This window comes from Brevundimonas sp. VNH65 (genome assembly GCF_049445955.1).
In the GTDB taxonomy this organism is placed as follows: Bacteria; Pseudomonadota; Alphaproteobacteria; order Caulobacterales; family Caulobacteraceae; genus Brevundimonas.
Window position 1 is genome coordinate 39199 of the sequence record NZ_JBMSDX010000012.1, and the last position, 22424, is coordinate 61622.

16 protein-coding genes are annotated in these 22424 nt (G+C 68.1%); 5 read left to right on the plus strand and 11 right to left on the minus strand.

The features are described 5' to 3' along the window. Positions 1 to 55: 55 nt before the first annotated feature. The 7 genes from ACO2Q1_RS15615 to ACO2Q1_RS15645 all read right to left on the minus strand — a co-directional run bounded on the left by ACO2Q1_RS15615 (position 56) and on the right by ACO2Q1_RS15645 (position 10475). Positions 56 to 781 (minus strand): TetR/AcrR family transcriptional regulator, encoded by a 726-nt coding sequence (locus tag ACO2Q1_RS15615; RefSeq protein ID WP_423330413.1) that lies wholly within the window; start codon positions 779 to 781, stop codon positions 56 to 58. Continuing rightward, the gene (locus ACO2Q1_RS15620; RefSeq protein WP_423330414.1) at positions 768 to 2357 is read right to left on the minus strand and encodes an AMP-binding protein; all 1590 of its coding nucleotides are present in this window, start codon (positions 2355 to 2357) and stop codon (positions 768 to 770) included. The genes ACO2Q1_RS15615 and ACO2Q1_RS15620 overlap by 14 nt, the downstream gene beginning before the upstream one ends. Beyond that, positions 2354 to 4039: a carboxylesterase/lipase family protein gene (locus tag ACO2Q1_RS15625; protein WP_423330415.1), complete on the minus strand. Its 1686-nt coding sequence runs from the start codon at positions 4037 to 4039 to the stop codon at positions 2354 to 2356. Before ACO2Q1_RS15625 ends, ACO2Q1_RS15620 begins: the two co-directional genes overlap by 4 nt. After that, complete coding sequence (locus ACO2Q1_RS15630; RefSeq protein ID WP_423330416.1) at positions 4036 to 5376, minus strand: spinster family MFS transporter; 1341 nt, start codon at positions 5374 to 5376, stop codon at positions 4036 to 4038. The genes ACO2Q1_RS15625 and ACO2Q1_RS15630 overlap by 4 nt, the downstream gene beginning before the upstream one ends. Before the next feature lie 4 nt (positions 5377 to 5380). Then, positions 5381 to 7666, minus strand: coding sequence for a TonB-dependent receptor (locus tag ACO2Q1_RS15635; protein WP_423330417.1), 2286 nt, complete (start codon positions 7664 to 7666; stop codon positions 5381 to 5383). A gap of 213 nt (positions 7667 to 7879) precedes the next feature. Then, complete coding sequence (thiE, locus tag ACO2Q1_RS15640) at positions 7880 to 8548, minus strand: thiamine phosphate synthase (protein WP_423330418.1); 669 nt, start codon at positions 8546 to 8548, stop codon at positions 7880 to 7882. Between the two features lie 31 nt (positions 8549 to 8579). Continuing rightward, on the minus strand, positions 8580 to 10475 hold the full coding sequence (locus ACO2Q1_RS15645) for a beta-propeller domain-containing protein (protein ID WP_423330419.1): 1896 nt from the start codon (positions 10473 to 10475) through the stop codon (positions 8580 to 8582). Between the two features lie 142 nt (positions 10476 to 10617). On the opposite strand from ACO2Q1_RS15645, the gene ACO2Q1_RS15650 reads away from it, so the two are divergent. Beyond that, complete coding sequence (locus ACO2Q1_RS15650) at positions 10618 to 10803, plus strand: (2Fe-2S)-binding protein (RefSeq protein ID WP_423330430.1); 186 nt, start codon at positions 10618 to 10620, stop codon at positions 10801 to 10803. 165 nt (positions 10804 to 10968) lie between these two features. Next, entirely contained in the window at positions 10969 to 11454 is a 486-nt protein-coding gene (bfr, locus tag ACO2Q1_RS15655; protein ID WP_423330420.1) for a bacterioferritin, read from the plus strand. A gap of 78 nt (positions 11455 to 11532) precedes the next feature. Here bfr and ACO2Q1_RS15660 read toward each other — a convergent pair whose 3' ends face one another. From ACO2Q1_RS15660 to ACO2Q1_RS15675, 4 genes are all read right to left on the minus strand, one after another. Next, the gene (locus ACO2Q1_RS15660) at positions 11533 to 13227 is read right to left on the minus strand and encodes an alkaline phosphatase D family protein (protein ID WP_423330421.1); all 1695 of its coding nucleotides are present in this window, start codon (positions 13225 to 13227) and stop codon (positions 11533 to 11535) included. A gap of 11 nt (positions 13228 to 13238) precedes the next feature. Then, a complete protein-coding gene (locus tag ACO2Q1_RS15665) occupies positions 13239 to 15764 on the minus strand; it encodes a TonB-dependent receptor (protein ID WP_423330422.1) in 2526 nt (841 codons plus the stop codon). A gap of 122 nt (positions 15765 to 15886) precedes the next feature. Beyond that, the gene (locus ACO2Q1_RS15670; RefSeq protein WP_423330423.1) at positions 15887 to 16609 is read right to left on the minus strand and encodes an ABC transporter permease; all 723 of its coding nucleotides are present in this window, start codon (positions 16607 to 16609) and stop codon (positions 15887 to 15889) included. Further along, positions 16609 to 17562, minus strand: a complete 954-nt coding sequence (locus ACO2Q1_RS15675) for an ATP-binding cassette domain-containing protein (RefSeq protein WP_423330424.1) — start codon at positions 17560 to 17562, stop codon at positions 16609 to 16611. Before ACO2Q1_RS15675 ends, ACO2Q1_RS15670 begins: the two co-directional genes overlap by 1 nt. Before the next feature lie 92 nt (positions 17563 to 17654). Here ACO2Q1_RS15675 and ACO2Q1_RS15680 point away from each other — a divergent pair, with 92 nt between their 5' ends. From ACO2Q1_RS15680 to ACO2Q1_RS15690, 3 genes are all read left to right on the plus strand, one after another. Then, the gene (locus ACO2Q1_RS15680; RefSeq protein WP_423330425.1) at positions 17655 to 18173 is read left to right on the plus strand and encodes a DUF2975 domain-containing protein; all 519 of its coding nucleotides are present in this window, start codon (positions 17655 to 17657) and stop codon (positions 18171 to 18173) included. After that, entirely contained in the window at positions 18173 to 18424 is a 252-nt protein-coding gene (locus ACO2Q1_RS15685) for a helix-turn-helix domain-containing protein (RefSeq protein ID WP_423330426.1), read from the plus strand. Before ACO2Q1_RS15680 ends, ACO2Q1_RS15685 begins: the two co-directional genes overlap by 1 nt. A gap of 78 nt (positions 18425 to 18502) precedes the next feature. Continuing rightward, entirely contained in the window at positions 18503 to 22138 is a 3636-nt protein-coding gene (locus tag ACO2Q1_RS15690) for a class I SAM-dependent DNA methyltransferase (RefSeq protein ID WP_423330427.1), read from the plus strand. Positions 22139 to 22424 lie beyond the last annotated feature (286 nt).

Consider the following 22424-nt stretch of genomic DNA (forward strand, 5'->3'; position numbering starts at 1 on the left):
GGCCACGCGATGATCCGAACCGCCATCCGGGGCGGCCGGTCGGAAGGCCGACGATCTAGCCGCGCCGGCATATCCTTTCGAACCCTGCGGCCATGAAAGACGCCATGCGCGCCTTCACCGCCTCGAAGTCATCGGAATCGCACAGGCCGCCGGACAGCCGGTTGATGCGTCCGGTCCGCGCCAGCGTCAGCATCAGGCCCCCCGTCACGAAGTGATAGCCCCAGAAGATGTCCTCCTCGGCGCAATCCGGCAGGGCCTTCTTGAGCAGGCTGATCAGCTTCAGCACGACGGGATCGAAGTGAAAATCGAACAGTTCGGCGCCGTAGGGGGTGTTCGACACCTGGGCTCCCAGGGCGCCGTAGTTCTTCCAGTTCTCGCCGCCCTGGCCATAGAGATCCAGGTCCGTGTCGAGAAAGGCGCGCAGCGCGCCCTCCACCGTCGGCTTGCCGTTCGACGCCGCCTCATAGTCGTTCAGCGCCTGCATCCGCAGGTCGATAGTCACGCCCGCCCGGCGCGCGATGACCGCGTCGAACAGCTTCTTCTTGTCGGTGAAATAGTAGTTCAGCAGGGTGTGATGGACTCCGACCCGCTGAGCCACGTCCTTCAGCGTCACTCCATACAAACCATGGACGGAGAACAGCAGCTCGGCCGCGTCGAGGATCTGCTCCATCTTGTCGGCGCGCTGCTCGACCTTGGTGCGACGACGACGGGGCTTGGGCGGATCGCCCTCGGGCCGGGGGACCGCCTCCTGGATATCCGAACGCTTTTCAACCGCCGCCATAGTCAACTCTCAGACGCATCTTGTCGATCTTGCCCGTCGCGGCCAGGGGCATCTGGTCGACACGCACGACGGCGTCCGGAATCCACCACGGAGCGACCCGGCCGCGCAATGGCGACAATATCTCTTCATCCGATAAATCGACCGAACGTCGCGTCTGAACCACCAGAAGCGGCCGCTCCCCCCATTTCGGATCGTCCCGACCGATCACGGCGGCCAGCGACACCTCGGGGTGCTCGTTGACGACGGTTTCGATCTCGACCGGGTTGATCCATTCGCCCCCGGACTTGATCAGGTCCTTGGCCCGGCCGGTGATGATCAGGTCGCCTCCGGCGTCCAGCCGCGCCAGATCTCCCGTCGCGAACCATCCGTCCGCATCGGTCGCGCGTTCCGTCTGGCCCAGATATCGGGCCGCCACGGCCGCGCCGCGCACCCGCAGATGTCCCTCGACGCCCCGCTGTTCCGGCAGGGGGACGCCCGCCGCATCTGTCAGCAGCAGGTCGATGCCGAAGGCGGGCCGTCCCGCGACCAGCGCCGTTCGATCGGGGTCAAACGGCGGCGCGCAGACGCCCAGCGGCGACAGCTCGGTCATGCCCCAGCTGGTCTGGATGGCGGCGCCCAGGCACGCCTCGATCCGCGCCATCAGCGCCGGCGCCAACGGTGCCCCGCCGACGATGATCCGCTTCAGGCTCGGCGTGGCGCCGCCGGTCGCCTCAAGGTGCTCGACCAGTCCCAGCCAGACGGTGGCGATCCCGACGGCGACGGTCACCCCCTCCCCGTTGATCAGCCGCTCCAGGCTGGCGCCGTCCAGATCGCGGCCGGGCAGAACCAGCCGGGCCCCCGCCGCCGCAGCCGCGAACGGCAGGCCCCAGGCGTTGGCGTGAAACATCGGAACCGCCGCCAGCACCCGTTCGGACGCCGTGATCGCCATCACGTCGGCGGCGAGCAGCCTCAGTGTGTGGAGATAGTTCGAGCGATGGGTGTAGGTGACGCCCTTGGGCGCGCCCGTGGTGCCCGAGGTGAAGCACAGGCCGGCCGGGCGCGTTTCGTCGAAGTCGCCCCAGACCACGTCCTCCCGCGCCTCGATCAGCCGCGGCTCCAGCGCTTCGCACGGCGTTCCGGGCCCGCCGGACGCCGCCTCAACCTCTCCGCCGATCGTGAGGATGCGCTGGATCGTCGACGCCCGCGCCGCGATCCGCCGCGCCAGCGGCGCCAGGTCGGCGCTCGCGATCAGGAGCCGGGCCTGGGACTGGCCGATCATCTCCGCCAGCTGGGCCTCGGTGAGGCGCGGGTTCAGGGTGTGGCAGACCGCGCCCATGCCCATGATCGCGTACCAGACCTCGACATGTTCGGCGGTGTTCCAGGCCAGGGTGGCGACATGGTCGCCCAGGCTCACCCCCAGGTCGGCCAGAACGCCGGACACGCGGCGCGCTCTGATCCTCAACCCGGCATAGCCGATCCGACGGACCGCGCCGCCGCCGTCCGCCGTCACCACCTCGGCGTCCGGGCTCCACTTGGCGGCATGGTCGAGGAACTTGTCCAGCGTCAGGGCGTGGCCCTGCATCTCTCCATAGATCATGAGCAGGCCGGCGCCTCGGGCGGCAGCGGCGGCGACAGCACCCCGAAATTCCAGTTCCAGGGAATCCCGCCGGCGGCGCGGCGCCGGCAGACCACCGTCTCATGCAACTCATACATGCCCGGCATCAGCTCCCGGCGGGCCGTGGGCCGCGCCTCGAACGCCATATATCCACGGTCCTCGCCATAGGCCGGCCAGTCCGCCTGTCCCGGCGCGGTCGGGGCCCCGTCGCGCGCGAAACTGGCCCAATAGGCCATCATGGCCGCCGACAACGCCTGCTCTTCCGCCGTGTCGGGGATGGCCGGCCAACGCGGCGGCGTCTGATCCGAGGTTCCGAACACATAGGGAATCTCGGCCGCATGAAACGCATGCAGGTTCGCCGCGTCGGCCGCCGGATAGGCGTGATCGAAAAAGTACAGATAGCCCGGCTGCCCGGTTCTGGCCTGACGGCGGACCAGCCGCTCCGACGTCCAGCCGTACAGGCCGTCGCGCGGGGTCGCCAGATAGCTCTCCTTCAGATCGCTCGACGGATAGAGTTTGAGGAACAGGTCCGACAGCACCCCGTATTTCTCGCGAATGGCCTGCTCATAGGCTGCGGCGTCCGTCGGCGGCGCCGGCGGCAGCAGGATCGGCAGGGACCGTATCTCTCCGGCGTTGAACCCGGTCAGCAGGGGCACAGGCGCCTGACGGCCGCGATCGAAGATCTCCACCAGCTGTTCCGGCAACACCTCGCCGTCGATCGTGCCCCACGGCGAATATCCCTTGGCCAGGGCGGTCGTCGTCAGGGTCTGGGCGTCCATGCCGCGTAGTCCGGCGAGGTCCGCCTGCCCCATCTGCGCCTGGACCCACAGGCCGACCGTTTCGGCGGCGAAATCGCCGTGGCGGCTGGACCGCAACTCCGGCGTGGAGATCATATAGGCGCTCTGGGCGATGGCCCTGTGGAACAGGCCGCGCGCCTGGGGCGCCGCCATCAGATACATGACGCTCAGCGCGCCCGCCGACTCGCCCGCGATGGTCACCTTTCCGGCGTCGCCGCCGAAAGCCTCGATGTTGGCCTTGACCCATTCCAGCGCCGCGATCTGGTCCAGCAGACCATAGTTGCCCGACACCTTGCGACGCGATTCCGCGCTCAGTTCCGGATGCGCCAGATAGCCCAGCACGCCGAGGCGATAGTTGATGCTGACCACCACCATGCCATGCGCAGCGGCCATCCTGGCCCCGTCATACATGGCCTCGCTGCTCGACCCGGTCGTCAGGGCGCCCCCGTGGATCCAGACGAAGACCGGCGCCTTGCGGGCGTCTGCGGGGGCCCAGATGTTGAGGAACAGGCAGTCCTCGCTCATCGTCGGCGTATCCCCGGCGTAGATGCTCTGCCCCCGCGCCACGGGCTGATGGCAGGCCGCCCCGAACCGGGTCGCGTCACGGATTTCCCGCCAGGGCGGCATCTCGGCCGGAGCGCGCCAGCGCCGCCAGCCCGTCGGCGGCAGGGCGTAGGGCACGCCGCGGAAGACGTTGATCCCGTCCGCCGCCTCTCCCCGCACAGGCCCCGCCGGCGCCTGGACGACCGGCGCCTCGCGCGGTTGCGCCGCCGCGACGCACGGCACGACAAGGGCGAGCGCGGCGGTCAGCCCGCCCAACGCCCTTTTCACGCCCGGCCACGGCTTCATCGACGTCTGACGGATCATGGGCGAACCTCCGTGGCGGATTGCTTGCGGATCTTGGCGGCGAGTCCGAGGAACATCACGATCGCCAGGCCGTAGAACGGCAGCAGGGTGTAGAAGGCCATCTGCAGCGAGTTGTCGGGATGGCTGGCCCGGAAGAAGTCGCTGGCCGCGCCGAGATAGGTCGGTCCCAGGCCGAGACCGATCAGGTTCATGACCAGCAGCAGCAGCGCCCCGGACAGCACCCTCTGATCCGGCCTCACCTCCTCCTGCACCAGCGTCACGGCCGGCGACAGATAGAAGTAGTTCAGGCCCATCGGCAGGGCCAACAAGGCCAACGCCAGCGGCCAGTCCGGCGCCCAGATGAAGCCCGCGAACAGGGGGGCCGCGATGGCCAGTCCGATCGCCGGCAACCAGGCGTAGGCGGCCTTGGACCGCTTCGCCAGCCGATCGATCAGCCGCCCGGACACGAACATGCCCAGTCCCACGGGCACCCCGACCACCAGGGCGTACCAGACCGCCACCTCCTGCAGGGTCATGCCCTTCTCCCGCATCAGGAACAGGGTGGCGAAGTTCAGCAGGGCGTAGGTGACGAACTGGGTCGCGCCACAGGCCAGGGCCATGCCGCGCAACACGGGGTTGGCGAAGAACATCCGGCAGGTCGCCCAGAACCCCGCCCGCGCCACCGGCTTCGCCTCCTGCGCCGGGACGGCTTCCGGCTCCGCCGCCGGGGTCGGGGCCGTATCCAGCCCGCCCTTCTTCGGCTCCCGCACGAAGGTCCAGACGACCACGGCGGCGAGCACGCCCACGATCCCCACCCAGATGAAGGCGTCGCGCCAGGAATAGGCCGCCGCGATCGACGCGCCGAACGCGACCCCCAGCGCCTGGCCGATGGGCGGCCCGAGGTTGAACAGGCTCAACGCCGTGCCGCGCGTGCCCGACGGGAAATAATCCGAGATGATGGCGTAGGACGGCGGCACGCCGCCCGCCTCCCCCACCCCGACCGCCATGCGCGCGGCGGCCAGCTGGGGATAGGACTGCGCCAGGCCGCAGGCGGCGGTCGCCGCACTCCACAGGGCGCAGGCCAGGGCCAGCACACGCGCCCGGTTGGTCCGGTCCGCCAGCCAGCCGACGGGGATGGCCAGCACGCAGTAGAACACCGCGAAATACAGGCCGGAAATCAGCCCCAGCTGACCGTCGGTCACCCCGAGATCGTCCTGGATGGGCTTGGCCAGGATCGACAGCAGCTGCCGATCCAGGAAGTTCAGCACATAGACGAAACAAAGTATGCCCAGCACGGCCCAGGCGCGCGGCGCCGGGCGCGCGACCGGCGCGCCCGGGGTGGAGGGAGAGGCCGCCACCGGCTCAGAACTCGTAGCCGACGCGCACCCCGACCGTGCGCGGCCTCAGCCGGCCGTAGCGACCGTCGATGAAGGCCTCCGGGTGGACGTAGTTGACCGAATGATCGTCGAACAGGTTCTCGACATAGGCGCCGACAGTCACCTTCTCGAAGGCGAAGGCCAGGTTGGCGTTCACGAAGGTGTAGCTGTCCGTATAGTCGAACGTCGGCAGGGGCACGAGCGGCCGCCCCGGCGTGTTGGGGAAGGCGTTGGGGAAGCTGCCGACATGCGAGACGGCGACCGAGGCGTTGGCCATGACGCCCGACATCGGCTCCCACTCATAGTTGACCCGCAGCGAGCCCTGCACCTTCGGACCTGCCAGGCGGGCGTCCATCACGGCGCCCGAGAAGGCGGCCTCCTGCAGGCTCAGGTCATCGACCTTGGCCTCGTTCCACGAGCCGGTCAGGGCCACGGTCCAGCCGGCGGCCGGCAGGGCGACCAGCGACACCTCGACCCCCTTGCTGGTGGCGCCGCCGATGTTGGTCGCGAACTGCACCGAATCCGACACCCGGTTCGCCTGGACCTGAATGTCGTTCCAGTCGATCAGATACACCGCCGCGTCCGCGAACAGCTTGTTGTCGAACCACCGCCCCTTCACCCCGACCTCATAGTTGATCAGGTTGTCGGAGGTCGCCCCGTAGGGAATGACGATGTCGTTCGGGTCCAGGGTGCTGACGGCGCCGGCGCGCGCATTGACGATCGGCGGCCGGAATCCGGTCGAGACCGCCGCATAGGTCGTGACCGCCGGGTTCGGCCGCCAGGACAGGCTGAGGCGATAGGACGGCCCGTCCTCCTCCGCCTTGACCCCCTCCGCTGCGGCCACCGGGGTCAGCGTGACGGGCACGCCGCTCAGGCCGAAGAAGGCCAGGGTCAGATAGTTGGAGTTATAGCCCCCCGCCTCGGTGAACCCCTGGGCGTCGGTCTTGCCGTACCGCAGGCCGCCGCTCAGCCAGAGGTCGGGCGTGAAGCGATAGGTCAGCTGTCCGAAGGCCGCCACCTCATGACTGATGAAGTGCGAACCGAACTTCTGATAGTACTCGTCGGGAAGCCCCGTGATCCGCCTCGCCGCCAAAAATTCCGGCGTCGAACGATAGTTGTAGTCGACGTCCCGCCGCTTGCGGAAATAGAAGCTCCCCACCGACCAGTCGAACTTGCCGCCCGCGTCGGACACCAGCCGCGTCTCCTGCACCAGGGTCTCGTCCCAGGCGTCGGCGTCGAGGGCGAACGGGAACAGCTGGCCGTAGGCCCCGGCCAGGTCGACGTAGAACAGCCCGGTATAGTCCGAATAGGTGGTCGAGCTGGTCAGGCGCGCCCCGTCGAACTGATATTCGAACGTGGCGTTGTAGTTCGTCATGTCGCTCTGGAACTTGTCCGGCCGGTCGGTGAGCCGGACGTATTCGCCGAGCAGCGGATTGGTCAGGGACGCATCGTGCGGATTGCTGATCTCCTTGGACACCATCAGCCGCGCCGAAAAGCGGTCCGTCGGCTCCCACTGCAGGATCGCCCGGCCGCCGTACTGAACCAGGGAGTTGGCCTTGTCGATGCCGGTCCCGACGTTGTCGACCCAGCCCTCTTCATGGCGCGAGAATCCGACGACCCGCAGGGCCAGCTGATCCTGGATCAGCGGCACGTTGACCATGGCGTTATAGCGTTGGCGCAGTCCGCCGCCGCTCATCGTGCCCAGATCGACCAAAGCCGAGGCATCGAAGCCGGACGCGTCCGGATCATGGGTCAGGATACGCAGGGCGCCGGCCAGGGACCCCGAACCGAACAGCGTGCCCTGCGGCCCGCGCAGGAACTCGATCCGCTCGACGTCATAGAGGCTGGGATCCAGGATGGTCGAGTTGCCGTTCGACGAGATCGGCAGCTCATCGATGTAGATGGCGACCGTGCTCTGCAGATTGGCGCCGTAGCCGTTGGTGGCCACGCCGCGCGCGGTGAAGTTGTTGAAGTTGGCCGAGGCCCGGTTCAGCGTGACCCCGGGCGTCGCCGTGGCCAGGCCGTCATAGTTGACGATGCCCCGCTCGTTCAGTTGCTCCTGCGACAGGGTGGTGATGCTGACCGGAACATCCTGGATGCGTTCCGCCCGACGCGTGGCCGTGACGATCACGTCCTCGACCTCGGTGCTCTGGCGGTCGTCGTTGCGCGAGGCCTGGGGCTGCGTGTTCGCGGCCTGGGCTGCGGCTGCGGCCGGAATCAATGCGGACAGGTGAGCGGCCGCGCAGGCGGTCGCGAGCAAAGTCGCCTTCATATGGTTTCCCTCCCGGGGCGCAGATCATGGATCGTCCGCGCTCCCTGACCGGATTGGCGCACGAGCCGACGCCCCTGTCAACATTCCCTCTCACGAGCGTGAATGTTTTCCGCGTCGCTCGCCGTCCGGCCGAGGACGGATGGGATCGGCGCCCGCGCAGTTGGCCGAACCGTCACGCGAGCTCGACCGCGCCCGGACCCTGAATCCGTCGGCTCAGGCCGCGACCGACGCTGTCGCCAGGGCGGCGTTCAGGGCGCGAACGCCCGCCGCCGGTCCCTCGGGGTGACGCCAGACGGCGGCGCTGACCGCCACGAAATCGGCCCCGGCCCGCGCCAGCTCGCCGGCGGTCTCGGCCGTGATCCCGCCGATGGCGACGCACGGAACCTCGACCGTCTCCTGCCAGATGGTCAGAATCTCCGGGTCGGGCCTGTGGGTCGTCGCCTTGGTGTCGGTCGCAAAGAAGGCGCCGAAGGCGACATAGTCGGCCCCCGCCTCTGCCGCCTCCATGGCCAGGTCGCGGCTGTCGTGACAGGTGGCGCCGATCATGGCGTTCGCCCCCATGATCCGTCGCGCCGAGGCGACCGAGGCGTCCTCCTGCCCCACATGCACGCCGTCGCAGCCGGTCGCCTGCGCCAGGTCCGGCCGGTCGTTCAGGATCACCGCCACGCCCTGCGCCCGCGCGATCGGCGCCAGCCGCTCGACCGCCCGCACGATCGTCGCCTCGTCCGCCGGCTTCAGCCGGATCTGCAGCGCCGCCACATCCCCCGCCCCCAGCGCCGCCTCCAGCGCCGCCGCGAACGCCTCCAGGTCATCGATGACCGGCGGCGTGATCAGATACAGCCGCGCCGGCGGACGTTCAGGGATTTGCGGTTCTCGAGCCATGGACGGCAAGTGCGACGCGCCGCGCCGGGCGTCAATGGCGACCGGCGTGGGACGGAGAGAAATCCAGTCGGCCGATCTCGACGACCGCGTTTCCATCGCGCCGCCCCTCAACGAGTTCGTAGCCGAGCAGCGCGAACATCCGGTCACCGACGAAGATCGGTCGCGCATCGCCATACCAGTCCACGCAGGACACGATACAGCCGTCATCGTCCCCTTCTCTCGCCTCCGTCCCAAGGCCGCCGATACGTTCGAGTCTCGCGCCATCGCGACGTACAAAGACCATTTCGACCGCTTGGCGGACGCGCCGACTGACGACGTCAACTGCCCGGCGAAGGATCGGCAAGGCCATGATGCCCCTATCGCCGCCCGAGTTCGGTTCGCTCCGGAAAAAGAAGCCGTGGCTTCGGCTCTCGGCCTCTCCTTTACCGCCAATGTCCAGACGCATCTCCACCTGAGGGACGCCATCAAGGCTTATCAGGTTCAAGTTCGTCGTCTTGCCGCTGGTGACGACAAGGGCGTCGCGGCCGAGCGGCTCGATACGGCTGATCGCCTGATCGAAGGAAAGAGTCTTGGCCTGCCCCTTTCCGGTCGGCGCGATCAGAAGGACGCTCCGATGCCCGCCCTCTGAGCCGCCCTCATCCACATCTGCAGAGATCAGGACATGGTCGCCGACGAACCGGTTCTGGCGCATCCAACCGTTCGCCGGAATCGGCAGGTCGCGATAGTCGCCTTCGCGAAAAGGCCGGGAGCCGTCCCCAAATTTGGCCAACGGCAAATGAACCAGCCTCGTCCGTCCACGCGTCCCGATGCCGGCCCACAGGCCGTCGCCGCCCTGGTCCTGCACGACCACGTCCAGGGCGCCGTCCCGCTCTCGGAATGAAAACTGATCCAGGGGCGCGCCGCGCGCCTGCGCCGCAGTAGGACTGCGTCCATCAAGCGGCATCCGATAGACCGAAGCCGGCGGCGTGCGAGCCGCCCCCCGGCCGTAGTCGGAATAGGCGGCCGTCCAGAGATAGATCGCGTCCCGTGAGACATAGAAACTTCGAGATTGCGCGGCGATCACCCCTGTGGCGTCGCACCGCATCGGCGTCGCTCCCAGATCGCAACGAGAAACCGCGTGCAGAGTGTCCGCCTGCGTCGGATCGGCCCTAACCTGTGGTGCGACATGGATGTCGGTGGGCCGCGCGATCGGTTCATACGGGCTCGGCGCCCCGCGTCGCCAGGCCCGCATGCCCGGCATCGCAAGGTTCGGATCGTCAGCTCTGGCGCCCTGATCCAGGGGCAGCGGCGCATAAAGGATCAGGGTCTGACCGATAAGCCGTGAGGCGAAATTCTCGTTGGAGTAATAGTCGAACGACTTCAGTTCGTAAGCGTCCTCGAAGCTTAGCCGCCCCTCGGACGACAGGTGAAAGCGGACCACCTGGGTTCGCCCCCCACCCATGTCCCAACCATAGTCGTACTCGATGACGACCACCCGGTCGCCGACCACAAGCATCTCGTCATACCAGGCCGAATAGGGGTGATCAGGCATCGTGCCGGGTGGAAAGGCATCGATGTGGTCGACCGCCGTCAGACGCCCGCCGGCCGTAGAGATCGTGAACAGTCGACCACGCCGGAGCACGACCAGAAAATCACCTCTGGCCTTGACCAGCCCACCCTCGTCGACGCCGATCTCCTGAGTGTTGGTGACCGCGTCGGGAGAGGCCACCATCTCCAAGGCGACGGACTCATCGGTGAACGACGCTCTGAGCCGCTCGAGCGCCGATTTCCGGGCCTCGAAGAAGGCGGCGAACTCTGTCTCCGAGGCGAAGGCCTGTAGGGTTTCCGGAGGCTCGGTCGCCGTCAGCACAGCCGCCCCCGCGCCCAGACCGGCCGCGATCAGGAATCCTGCCAGCCATACCCTGATGGTCCAACCCCGGTCGAACATTGTCGCCTCCCTGTACCGTCGATCCATGGACGAGCGACGCCGTGGCGAATGAATGGCGCCGCGCCCACATGCGAACGACTTGCACTCTCCTTATCATCGCGATAGAGAATGATTATCAGTCAGCTTGAGAGCGTTCCTTCCCGTGTACGTCTGCAACTGCAACGGTCTTCGCCAGCGTGACGTCGCCTCGGCCATCGAGGCGGGAGCCTGTCGGCCGCGCGACGTCTTCGCCGCCCATCAGTGCCAGGCCCAGTGCGCCAAATGCGTGTGCGAGATGCGCGAGATGATCCAGGACAGCCGCGCCGCCTACGCCATGGCGGCCGAGTAATCCGGCCTTTCGCCAACGCCTCTGATAGTCGGTCTCAGGCCGAAATCGTTCGCAATATCAATGTGATGAAAAACACTCGCAAGAGCCCCGCTCGGCTTTTCGCGTGATAGTCTGCGCCTCGCATTCACGCGGCCCCGCCGCGACAGACGAGACAAGGACATGGCCATGAAGGGCGATCCCGCGATCATCCGCACCCTCAACGCGGTGCTGACCAACGAACTGACGGCTGTGAACCAGTATTTCCTGCACGCCCGCATGTTCGAGAGCTGGGGCCTGGCCCACCTCGGCAACGTCATCTACGAGGAATCGATCGGCGAGATGAAGCACGCCGACATGCTGATCAAGCGCATCCTCTTCCTCGACGGCCTGCCCAACCTCCAGGACCTGCACAAGCTCAAGGTCGGCGAGGATCCGATTGAATGCCTGGGGGCCGACCTGAAGCTGGAAATCGACAGCCGCGCCGCCACCGCCGCCGCCGTCACCCAGTGCGAGGAAGCCCGCGACTATGTCAGCCGCGACCTGCTGATGAAGATCCTGTCCGACACCGAGGAGCACATCGACTTCCTCGAGAACCAGCACAAGCTGATCGAACTGATGGGCGCCCAGAACTATCTGCAGTCGGCGATGAAGGAGATCGCCACCGGCGGCTGACGCTTCTCCTCCCCCTCCTGGGGGAGGTGGATCGACGGCGAAGCCGGAGAGACGGAGGGGGAGAGACGGAGGGGGAGCTCACCCCTCCAGCGCCAGCTCCAGCCCCTCGACGCCACGCGTCACCCGGCCGGTCTTCACCGTCCGCACGTCGAACGGCTTGGCCATGATGGTGGACACGGCGATCAGCTCGGCCGTCGCCGCCTCGGGCGTCAGGGTCAGCAGGGTGAAGCCCTTGGACCGCTGATCGCAGAACCGCACCTCGGGGTTGGTCGCCGTCAGGGCGGGGCCCAGCGGCAGGGCGTCGCCCAGAAAGTCGCCGGGCGACGGGCTGGAGATCGAACTCGTGCCGAACTCCACGCCGCGCGGGGTGCCCGACTGATCCTTCAGTTCGTTGATCCAGAAGGCGTGGCTGTCGCCGGCCAGGACGATCGGCTGCACCTCCGCCTCGGCGAACAGCGCATACAGCCGCTCGCGCGCGGTCGGATAGCCGTCCCAGGCGTCCAGGTTGAACGGCAGGCCCAGACGGAACAGTTCGACCGACATCGCCACCTGCGCCCGCACGCCTTCGGGCAGGGCGGCCAGGAACCCCTGCACCTGCTCCGGCGTCATCTGCGCCGCGACGTTCGGCCCGGCGACGCGCGCCATGACCACCTGGTTTCCCAGCACCTGCCACGGACGCCCGGCCGAACGCGAGGCGCGCAGTTCGTCCCTCAGCCAGGTCCGCTGCGCCTCAGCCATCAGGTCGCGCGACGCCTCGGTCCGCTTCGCCTCGAACGCCGCCACGTCCGGAACCGGCCGACCGTTTGGCCCCGCCGTGAAGCTCAGGTCCTTCGCATAGTCCAGTTGCTCGGACCGCCCGGTCAGCCGCGTCTCGACCATCATCAGACTGGCCAGATCGCCGAAATGGAAACTGCGGTTGATCCCCTCACGCACGGGCCGCTCGCGGATCGGCATCCATTCGTAATAGGCGCGCAGGGCCGTGGCCTTGCGGGCGGAATAGTCGCCCTCGGTCTCCGGCTGGTGGTTCTGGGCGCCGGACGCCCAGGCGTCGTTGGTCACCTCATGGTCGTCCCACACGCAGATAAAAGCCGCGCGGGCGTGGGCGGCCTGCAGGTCCGGGTCCGACTTGTACTGGGCGTGACGGCGGCGGTAGTCGTCCAGGCTGACGATCTCGTGCGCCGGCTCGGGCGTGCGGTTCAGCGCCGCGCCCGTGGCCATGCCGTAATCACCCGGCTCGGCCCCGTATTCATAGATGTAGTCGCCCAGGTGAACGACCGCATCCAGACGCTCCAGCCTCGCCATCGCCTCATAGGCGTTGAACAGGCCGCCGGGGTAGAGCTGGCAGGAGGCCACGGCCAGAACCACATCGGTCGTCGCGCCTTCGGGCAAGGTCTTCACCCGACCGACCGGCGACACGACCTCGCCGGCCACGAAGCGATAGAAATACTCCGTCCCGGGCTCCAGCCCCTGGCCGTCCAGGTCGTGCTTGACGGTGAAGTCGCGCGACGCCCGGGCGCGCAGGCCCTGGGCGCGCCGCACGATGTGGGCGAAGCCGGCGTCCGCCGCCACCTCCAGCGTCACCGGCACGTCGCCGGCCGTCGGATCGGCGGGCGTGACCCGCGTCCAGAACACGGCCGAGCGCGTGTCCGGATCGCCCGACGCCACCCCGTGCAGAAAGGCGACCGGGACGGCGGCCGACGCGGCCCCGGCCGCCGCCGGCGACGCCATCCCTGCGCCCAGAAGGCCCAGCAGGCCGCGACGGTTCATCCTCATCGCGACGCCCCTCAGTACCGCAGCGAGAAGCCGACGCCCCAGGTCGCGGGTCGTCCGGCGATGAAGGTCGGCATGCCCAGGGCGTCGCCCGTATTGCCGGCGTCCTTGATGTATTGCTCGTCCAGGATGTTGTCGCCGAACGCCTCCAGGCCCCAGTTCCCGGACGCCGGGGCGTAGCGCACCCGCAGGTTCAGCAGGCCGTAGCCGTCCTGGAACTCGTCGACGATCAGGTCCGGAACCAGGTTGCGCGCCTGCAGGTCGGTGCGGTCGTTGTCGTCGTCGAAGAACACCTTGGACTGCCAGGTGTAGGTCGGCTGCACGGCGATCTCGCCCCCCGCGACCGGCACGCGCCACACCGCCCCGATCGAGGCCATGTGATCCGGCGACAGGCGGAAGCGGTTGCCGTCGCGCGCGCCGGTGTCGAACCGCGAGTGGTTGTAGCCATAGGTCCCGAACACCTCGAACGTCGGGGTGACGTCAAAGGCGACCTGCCCCTCGAACCCATAGGCCGTCGCCTCTCCGGCGTTGACCGTGATGAAGTTCAGCCCCTGCTGTTCGGTCGTCTGGAAGTTCTCGTAGCTGTAGAAGAACACCGCCCCGTCCAGACGCAGGCGGCGATCCATCGCCACCGTCTTGCCGCCCACCTCGAAGCTGTCGACCGTCTCGGCGTCCACCACCGCGAACGTCGGCGCGCCCAGCGGAACCGACGGCCCGCTGACCGTCAGCACCTCGGGACGACGGCCCCGCGCATAGTTGGCGTACAGGCTGGCGTCGTCGGACAGGGCGTAGCGCGCCGTCAGACGCCAGGTCAGGCCGCTGTCGTCATGGTCGGCATAGACGAAGTCGCCGTTGTTGGCCGTCGGCTGCGAGATCAGGCCGAACGGCGGCAGCAGGGCCGACGCCGGCGCATTGACCACCCCCGGCGTCGCCAGGGCGGTCAGATAGGCCAGTTGCGCCGCCGCCGGGATGAGCGGCAGGGCCTGCACCGCCGCCAGCACCGACCGGCCGTTGGTGATGGAGGCGGCGTAGCCGGTCGTCTTCTCGTCGGTCGTCCAGCGCAGGCCGGCGGCGAACTCCCAGCGGTCCGACGGCCGCCAGGTCACGTCGCCGAACAGGTCATACGACGTCAGTTCGCTGCTGTTCGTCGATTCCTCGATGTGCGCCGACTTCAGATTGCCGACGATGCCCGGAACGAAGGGCGCCGGTATGCCCATGCTCGACAGCACCAGCCCCGCGATCGTCGGATAGGCTGCGGCCGGCAAGGTGTTGATCCCGACAACGCCCGGCTGGCCGTCCAGCAGGCTGCCCACCAGGGGGCTCGACGCCGCCAGCTGGGCCAGGGCGATGCGCTCGTCGTACTGGGTCGGCGCGCGCTGATAGCCCTCCTCGTGGAACACCCCCGCCCCGACGAAGGCCGACAGGGCGCCGCCGTTGTCGAAGTTCAGGCGGAACTCCTGGCTCCACTGTTCTCCATGGGTGTCTTCGGCGGCCGTCAGGATCGGCAGGGAGATCCCGTCCGGATCGAAGGTCTCGTAGTTGTCGAACTCGCGCCAGGCCGTGGTCGAGTTCAGCGTCAGGGCCGACCCCAGGTCGATCCGCGCCAGACCCGTCACCCCCCAGACCTCGCGGCTCAGGCCCAGCGACTTGCCGCCGTCGAAATCGGCCCCCGGCGTCAGGGCCGCCCCCTGCCAGGGATCGCGCCCCCCCAGCGGCCGCCCCGTCGCGGCCTCGGCCGGCTGATAGGCGATCGACTTGAACGAGGTGCCCGACGCCTGGTCGGCCTGATAGTTGGCGATCAGGTCGAACCGCATCGCGTCCGCCGGCGCCCAGGCGCCCGACAGACGCACGGCCCGCGTCTCGATCGAATTATAGTCCTCGCCGCCCAGCAGATTGTCGACGAATCCGTCGCGCGTCTTCAGCCGTCCGGCCAGGCGCAGGCCCGCCGTCTCGCCGACCGGCAGGTTCAACGCGCCCTCAACCATGACATAGCCCAGGTCCCCGGCCTCGATCCGGGCGTTGGCGCCGGTCTCGCCGACGCGGGCGCGGTTCTGCACCAGATTGACCGCCCCGATCAGGGCGCCCCGTCCGTACAGGGTCGATTGCGGTCCCTTGGCGATCTCGACCCGCTCCAGGTCGAACAGCTCCACATAGGACCCGCGCGACTTCGAGATCGACACCCCGTCCTGATAGACCGAGACGCGGGGTTCGGCCGTCGCCGCACCCGAATCCGAGGTGATGCCGCGCATCACGAAGCCCGGATTGTTCGGCGACTGGTTCTGCACCAGGAAACCCGGCGTGAAGGCCGACAGCTGGTCGAACTCCTGCACGCCCAGCTCTTCCAGCATCCGACCGGAATAGGCGGTCAGGGCGAAGGGCACCTCCACAGCGCTCTGTTCGCGCAGCTGGGCGGTGACGATGATGTCCTCCACCTGGCTGACCGACGGGTCCGGCGCGGTCTGCGCCATCGCCGCCAGGCTCAGCCCGCCCCAGGTCGCCAGCACCGTCGCGCCGCACAGGGCCGGTTTGAATCCACGCATGTTCGATCCCCTCGAATTCCGAAAGGCCGAGCTAGCGGGCGTCGGCGGCGCTCCGGCGACGGATCGGCGAAGGCGGCGTGAACCTCATCGGACGGGGATTTGACGTTTGCTCCGGGGTCCCCCTACCGCGCCTCGCGCCAGGCCAGGTGCGCCACCGCGGCGATCAGGGCCACGGTCCCCAGTCCGCCGCCCAGGGCCAGGGCCGTGTCGTGGCGCCAGCCCTCGCCCATGACGTTGACCGCCATCTGCCAGGGGAAGAACACCCCCTGTTTCGCCGCCGTCGCCACCACGGCGAAGAAGGTGCCGCCGATGCCCAGGGCCAGGGCCGGCACGAAACTGGCGAACCTCAGCGCCGCCCAGAACTGGATGGCGATCATCAACAGGGCCGCAGCCAGCACCTTGGCCAGCACCCATCCGGTTTGCAGCAGGGCCGGGTCGCCCGTCGGCCGGATCGCCGGCTTCACGACGGCGGCCAGCTGCACCGCCCCATAGGTGATCGCCAGGTTCAGCACCGACATGAAGACCACCAGCCCCAGCACGCAGAGGGCCTTGGCCGCATACAGCCGCCAGCGCGGAACGGGCAGGCCGCGCAGGTGATCCCACGACCGGGGCGCATGCTCCATCTGCCCGACCAGGGCCGTCAGCGCCGTCACGCTCATCGGCAGCATGAAGAAGGCCCACACCCCCACCGAGGTCAGCAGCCACCGATCCCAGGGCCCGGCCTGGTCGAACCGGGTGATGTTGAAAAAGGCGAACACCCCGATCAGGCACGGCGCCGTCACCGCCAGCAGCAGGGCCAGCGACCGGTTCAGCTTGCGGATTTCCACGCTCAGAACGGTCCACATCACGCGGCCTCCTCCGACGTCGCTTCCGCGTCGCGCGCGGTCACCTGGCGATAAAGTCCCTCCAGAGAGCGGCCCTCCGCCCCTATGGCGAACACCGCCAGCCCGGCCTCGACCAGCCTTCGGTTGGCCATGGCGCTGACGGCGTCGGCCGCCTCGCCCGGCCCCGGCCGCACCACCGCCTGACCGTCCTCGACGGCCGCGTCCATCCCGGCGGCGCTCAGCACCCCGGCCGCCCGCGCCGCATCGTCGGTCCGCGCCAGGATGCGCGGCGCCTGTTCGGCCTTCAGCCGCGCCAGCTCGCCCTCCAGCACCAGCCGCCCCTCATGGATGATCCCCACATGGGTCGCCGTCTGCTCGATCTCGCCCAGCAGATGGCTGGACAGCAGCACCGTCGCCCCGGTCCGTTCCGGCAGGGTCTTCAGGAAGCGCCGCATGTCGGCGATGCCGTCCGGGTCCAGCCCGTTGGTCGGCTCGTCCAGCATCAGCACCGGCGGCGCCCCCAGCATGGCCCGGGCCAGTCCCAGCCTCTGGCGCATGCCCAGCGAATAGTCCGACACCCGCCGCCCGGCGTGCTCGACCATCTCGACGGCCTCCAGCACGCGGTCGATCTCCGTCGCCGCCGGGCCCAGCAGCCGCCGCGTCAGGTCCAGGTTCTCCCGTCCCGACAGATGCCCGTAGAAGCCGTGCGCCTCCAGCAGGGCGCCGACCCTGCGCGCCGCCGCGATCCGGTCACGGGCCACGTCCACGCCCCCGACCCGCGCCTGGCCCGCCGTCGGCCGGATCAGCCCCGTCAGCATCCGCAGCGTCGTGGTCTTGCCCGCCCCGTTGCGTCCCAGAAAGCCGTACACCGCCCCGGCCGGCACGGTCATGCAGACCCCGTCGACAGCCGTCCGCCGCTCCCCCCGCCGTCCGCGAAACACCCGCGTCAGCCCCTCCGTCTCGATCGCCGCCACGCCGCGCCTCCGCTCCGAACTTTAAGTCTTGCCTAAAGACTGAGAACGCGCGATCTTTAAGTCAAGATTAAAGATCAGACAGGGTTCGCCCCATGCCTTCCCCCCAAGGCCCCGCCTCCTCCGACACCGCCCGCTTCCGCCTCATGTGCCGCCAGTTCCAGTGGCTCTCGATCTTCATGGTGTGCAGCGTCGGCGCCGTCATGGGCCTGACCTGGATCGGGGCGCCGGTCATCCTGTGGCTGCGCGAGGGGCGCGAGCTGTTCACCCCCGGCCACCTACGCGCCCTGGTCTGGTTCTCGCCGGTGGTCTTCTATCTGTTCGCGGTCTGGTCGATCGGCGCGGCCATGGGCCAGCTGGCCAGGGGGCGGCTGATCCAGCCCACCCTGTCGGCGGCCCTGCGGCGGGTCGGCCTGGCCCTCGGCCTGGGCGGGGTGATGAGCGTCTTCGTCGTCTCCAACCTCAGCCGCATCCTCGAGGCCGGGCGCGGCGGCTATCTGCATTTCGACGTGGCGGGCATGACCCTGGGCATGATCGGCGGGGCCCTGTTCCTGCTGGGCCGGGTCATGGACCAGGCGGGCCGCGTCCAGGCCGAGCTGGACGAGATGGTCTGATGCCGGTCCGCGTCACCCTGGACGCCCTGATCGTCCGCAAGGGCCTCAAGGCCCGCGACCTGGCCGCCCAGGTCGGCCTCAGCGAGACCCAGCTCTCCCTGTTCCGCTCGGGCAAGGTCAAGGGCATCCGCTTCCGCACCCTGGCCCGCCTGTGCGCCGCCCTCGACTGCCGCCCCGCCGACCTCCTCGACTACGACCCCGACCCCGCCGACCTCGCCGCCCCCGACGACGACGGCGACGCCGCCGACTGAGCCCCGTCCCGGCCGGCGTCCCCTTCCCACCTGACGCTCCCCCTCCTAAGGTCGCCGCCACGATCATCGGGGGAATGCGTGGACGTCGAGACCTTCATCGATCGCTGGAGCCAGGCGCGCGGCGGCGCCGAGCGCGCCAACTACCAGATGTTCCTGACCGAGCTCTGCGAGGCGCTGGACCTCCCCCGCCCCGATCCGGCCTCGGACACCACGGCCGACAACGACTATGTCTTCGAGCGGGGCGTCAAACGTCGCGAGTCCGAGGGCGCGGCCTCCACCCTGCGGATCGACCTCTACAAGAAGGGCGCCTTCATCCTGGAGGCCAAACAGTCCAAGGCCGCCCACCGCGACGACCAGACCTACTTCAAGCCTGACGAAGCCGCCTCCACCGCCGCCGCCCAGGGCAAGTGGGACGTCCTCATGCGCAACGCCCGCAAACAGGCCGAGGACTATGTCTTCCGCCTGCCCGCCGACCACCCGGCCCCGCCCTTCATCATCGTCTGCGACGTCGGCTATGTGTTCGAGGTCTACGCCGACTTCTCCGGCTCGGGCCGCGCCTACTCCCACTTCCCGGACCGCAAGGGCTTCCGCATCCGGCTGGAGGACCTGCGCGACCCTGCCGTCGTCGCCCGGCTCAAGACCATCTGGACCAATCCGCTGTCGCTGGACCCGACGCGGGAGGCGGCCCGCGTCACGCGCCAGATCGCCGAACGTCTGGCCGAGGTCTCCAAACGCCTGGAAACCCGACACCCGACCGAAGAGGTCGCCCATTTCCTGATGCGCTGCATCTTCACCATGTTCGCCGAGGACACCGACCTCCTGCCGAAGGGCCAGTTCACCGCCCTGCTGAAAGACTGCCTCGACGGCCCCGACAGCTTCGCGCCCCTGCTCGAGGAGCTCTGGAGGAAGATGGACGCGCCGAACCACGGCGATCGCTTCTTTTCCCTGTTCAAGACCCACCTGCGCTGGTTCAACGGCAATCTGTTCAAGGGCGCCCGCGCCTTCCCGATGGGGCGCGAGGAGATCGGCGAACTGCTGGCCGCCTCCACCCACGACTGGCGCTATGTCGAGCCCGCCATCTTCGGCACCCTGGTCGAACAGGCGCTGGACCCGGCCGAGCGGCGCAAGCTGGGCGCCCACTATACCCCCCGGTCCTATGTCGAGCGTCTGGTCGAGGTGACGGTCATGGAGCCGCTGCGCGCCGACTGGAACGCGGCCCAGTTGAAGGCCGGCGACGCCCGGGAGCGCGGCGACCTGCCCGAGGCCGTCGCCGCCGTCCGCGCCTTCCATCATCAGCTCTGCACCACCCGCGTCCTCGACCCCGCCTGCGGCACCGGCAACTTCCTCTATGTGTCGCTGGAGCTGATGAAGCGGCTGGAGGGCGAGGTGCTGGAGGCCCTGGCCGAACTCGGCGAAACCGAGACCATCGGCTTCGAGACCGTCGATCCGCACCAGTTCCTGGGCATCGAGCTGAACGTCCGCGCCGCCGCCATCGCCGAACTGGTGCTGTGGATCGGCTACCTGCAACAACACTACCGCAACCGCTCCGAACACCCGGCCGAACCCATCCTCAAGGCCTTCGGCAACATCCAGCAGAAGGACGCCGTCCTGACCTGGGACGGCTACCCCGAGCTGCAGTTCGAGATGCGGCAGACCGTCTCCTCCCCGTCGCGCAGCGAGGGGGAGGGGGACCGCGAAGCGGTGGAGGGGCTCTCGGCCACCCGCACCGCCGTCCCTGTCTTCCCGAACGCGCGGCGGCCTGACTGGCCAACGGCGGAATTCATCGTCGGGAACCCGCCGTTTATTGCTGCAAGTGATTTTCGCAACGAGTTCGGCTCGCCATACGCGGAAACTCTATGGCGCGTGAACAAGCACGTTAACGGTAGCGCCGACTTCGTGATGTTGTGGTGGGATCGGGCCGCCGAAATTTTGCTTCGAAAGAAATCGCAGCTTCGAAGGTTCGGTTTCGTCACCACAAATTCGATCAGTCAGGTTTTCCTACGGCGGGTGGTCGAAGCGCATATCTCAGCCAAGTCAGCTCTATCCATCGTCTTCGCCGTTCCGGACCACCCTTGGGTCAAGGGCACGCCCGGAGCAGCCGCCGTTCGAATAGCGATGACCGTCGCCGAGCAAGGAAGACACGAAGGAATCCTCCGCGAGGTCATTTCCGAATCTAGCCTCGATACGGACGAGCCAAAGATTGCGTTCACTGAAACTCAAGGACGGATCAACTCGGACCTAACCGTTGGTGCGGACGTCACAGCTTCGACCAAACTGCTAGCTTCGACGGGAATCGCCCACGATGGTGTGAAGCTTCATGGCTCCGGCTTCATCGTAACCAAAAGCCAAGCGGAACATCTTGGGCTCGGCCAACGGGAAGGTTTGGACCGCTACATTCGCCCTTACCGAAATGGTCGCGATCTCACTGCGAAATCTCGCGATCTCATGGTCATCGACCTATTCGGCCTGGGCGCAGAGGACGTCAGGCGATCTTACCCGGAAGTCTATCAACACTTGCTGGCGACCGTTAAGCCTGAGCGCGATAGAAACAACCGCGCGTCATATCGTGACGCATGGTGGATCTTCGGTGAGCCGCGCCGCGACCTTCGCCCGGCACTCGTTGGAGCAGACCGGATAATCGCGACGGTCGATACTGCTCGCCATCGGCTGTTTCAGTTCGTGCCCAGCGGTTTTGTCTTGGACGACAAGTCGGTCGTGATCGCCGACACCGACGCTGGCGTCCTTTCACTGTTGTCTTCGAAAATCCATGTAACTTGGGCTATTCGCTCGGGCGGCTGGCTCGGCCAAGGCAACGATTCCGTCTACACAAAATCGCGCACCTTCGACCCCTTCCCATTCCCCGACCCCTCCGACGCCCTCCGCGCCCGCCTCCGCGACCTCGGCGAGGAACTCGACGCCACGCGCAAGACGGTGCAGGCCGAGCATTCCGACCTGACCCTGACCGGCCTCTACAATGTGCTGGAAAAGGTCCGCAGCCAGACGCCGCTCGATGCGAAGGACGAGGACGTCAAGGATCGCGGCCGGGTGCTGATCCTCAAGGATCTGCACGACCAGATCGACCGGGCGACGATGCAGGCCTACGGTTGGGACGACCTGATCCCCCTCCTTTCGTCATCCTCCGGCAAGCCGCTTGCGGCGCAGACCGGGGGACCCAGCGGCGCGCGAGAGCGCGAACCTGTCGCGCACGCCGATGCTTCCGACAGCCCGGCTGAAAAGATCGCCTTCGGCGCCGCTGGGTCCCCCGGTCGCTTCGCGCCGGAGGATGACGAAAGGAAGGGAGCGCAGAAGTCACTGGACGAAATCATCCTCGAACGCCTCGTCGCCCTGAACGCCGAACGCGCGGCCGAAGAGGCCGCCGGCCACGTCCGCTGGCTGCGCCCCGACTACCAGATCCCCCGCTTTGCCAGGGGCGCGACCGCAAAGTCCGGCGAACTGGACCTCGGCGAAACCGTCGTCGCCATCGACAAGAGCCTGCCTCCCTTCCCGAAGGACAAGGGCGAACAGGTCATGGCCATCCGCGCCGTGCTGGTGGCCTCCGGCCGCCCCATGGACGCCGCCGCCGTCGCCCGCGCCTTCAAACGCGGCGGCAAGGGCATCGAACAACGCGTGGTCCAGGCCCTCAACACCCTGGTCCGCTACGCCGAGATCACCCCCCTGCCCAACGGAACCTTCGCCGCCAAACGCGCCGCATAACCCGCGCCGGACGTCTCCTCCCCATCTTCGATGGGGAGGGGGACCGCGCAGCGGTGGAGGGGCTCTTGAGATCCAGGGGCTCTGTATCCCGCGCGCGTCCTGCGACGCACCCTGACGCCGCCCGAGGCGCGTCTGTGGGTCTGTCTCCGGCGAGGCGGTCTGACGTGACCCCCGTTTCTCATCCAGCCATAACAAGAGTCCGTCGTTGATCTGAGCTGGGGTTGTTGGGGTTGGCAAGAGGCCGGTCTGCGCAGCCATCAACCAGCGCAGCAGGCCGGCCGATCTG

What these genes read in the sequence shown, in the direction of transcription:
- ACO2Q1_RS15635 (WP_423330417.1), bottom strand. Translation starts at nt 7,666, where the DNA reads ATGAAGGCGACTTTGCTCGCGACCGCCTGCGCGGCCGCTCACCTGTCC.
- ACO2Q1_RS15670 (WP_423330423.1), bottom strand. Translation starts at nt 16,609, where the DNA reads ATGTGGACCGTTCTGAGCGTGGAAATCCGCAAGCTGAACCGGTCGCTG.
- ACO2Q1_RS15660 (WP_423330421.1), bottom strand. Translation starts at nt 13,227, where the DNA reads ATGAGGATGAACCGTCGCGGCCTGCTGGGCCTTCTGGGCGCAGGGATG.
- ACO2Q1_RS15625 (WP_423330415.1), bottom strand. Translation starts at nt 4,039, where the DNA reads ATGATCCGTCAGACGTCGATGAAGCCGTGGCCGGGCGTGAAAAGGGCG.
- thiE (WP_423330418.1), bottom strand. Translation starts at nt 8,548, where the DNA reads ATGGCTCGAGAACCGCAAATCCCTGAACGTCCGCCGGCGCGGCTGTAT.
- ACO2Q1_RS15615 (WP_423330413.1), bottom strand. Translation starts at nt 781, where the DNA reads ATGGCGGCGGTTGAAAAGCGTTCGGATATCCAGGAGGCGGTCCCCCGG.
- ACO2Q1_RS15620 (WP_423330414.1), bottom strand. Translation starts at nt 2,357, where the DNA reads ATGATCTATGGAGAGATGCAGGGCCACGCCCTGACGCTGGACAAGTTC.
- ACO2Q1_RS15665 (WP_423330422.1), bottom strand. Translation starts at nt 15,764, where the DNA reads ATGCGTGGATTCAAACCGGCCCTGTGCGGCGCGACGGTGCTGGCGACC.
- bfr (WP_423330420.1), top strand. Translation starts at nt 10,969, where the DNA reads ATGAAGGGCGATCCCGCGATCATCCGCACCCTCAACGCGGTGCTGACC.
- ACO2Q1_RS15645 (WP_423330419.1), bottom strand. Translation starts at nt 10,475, where the DNA reads ATGTTCGACCGGGGTTGGACCATCAGGGTATGGCTGGCAGGATTCCTG.
- ACO2Q1_RS15680 (WP_423330425.1), top strand. Translation starts at nt 17,655, where the DNA reads ATGCCTTCCCCCCAAGGCCCCGCCTCCTCCGACACCGCCCGCTTCCGC.
- ACO2Q1_RS15685 (WP_423330426.1), top strand. Translation starts at nt 18,173, where the DNA reads ATGCCGGTCCGCGTCACCCTGGACGCCCTGATCGTCCGCAAGGGCCTC.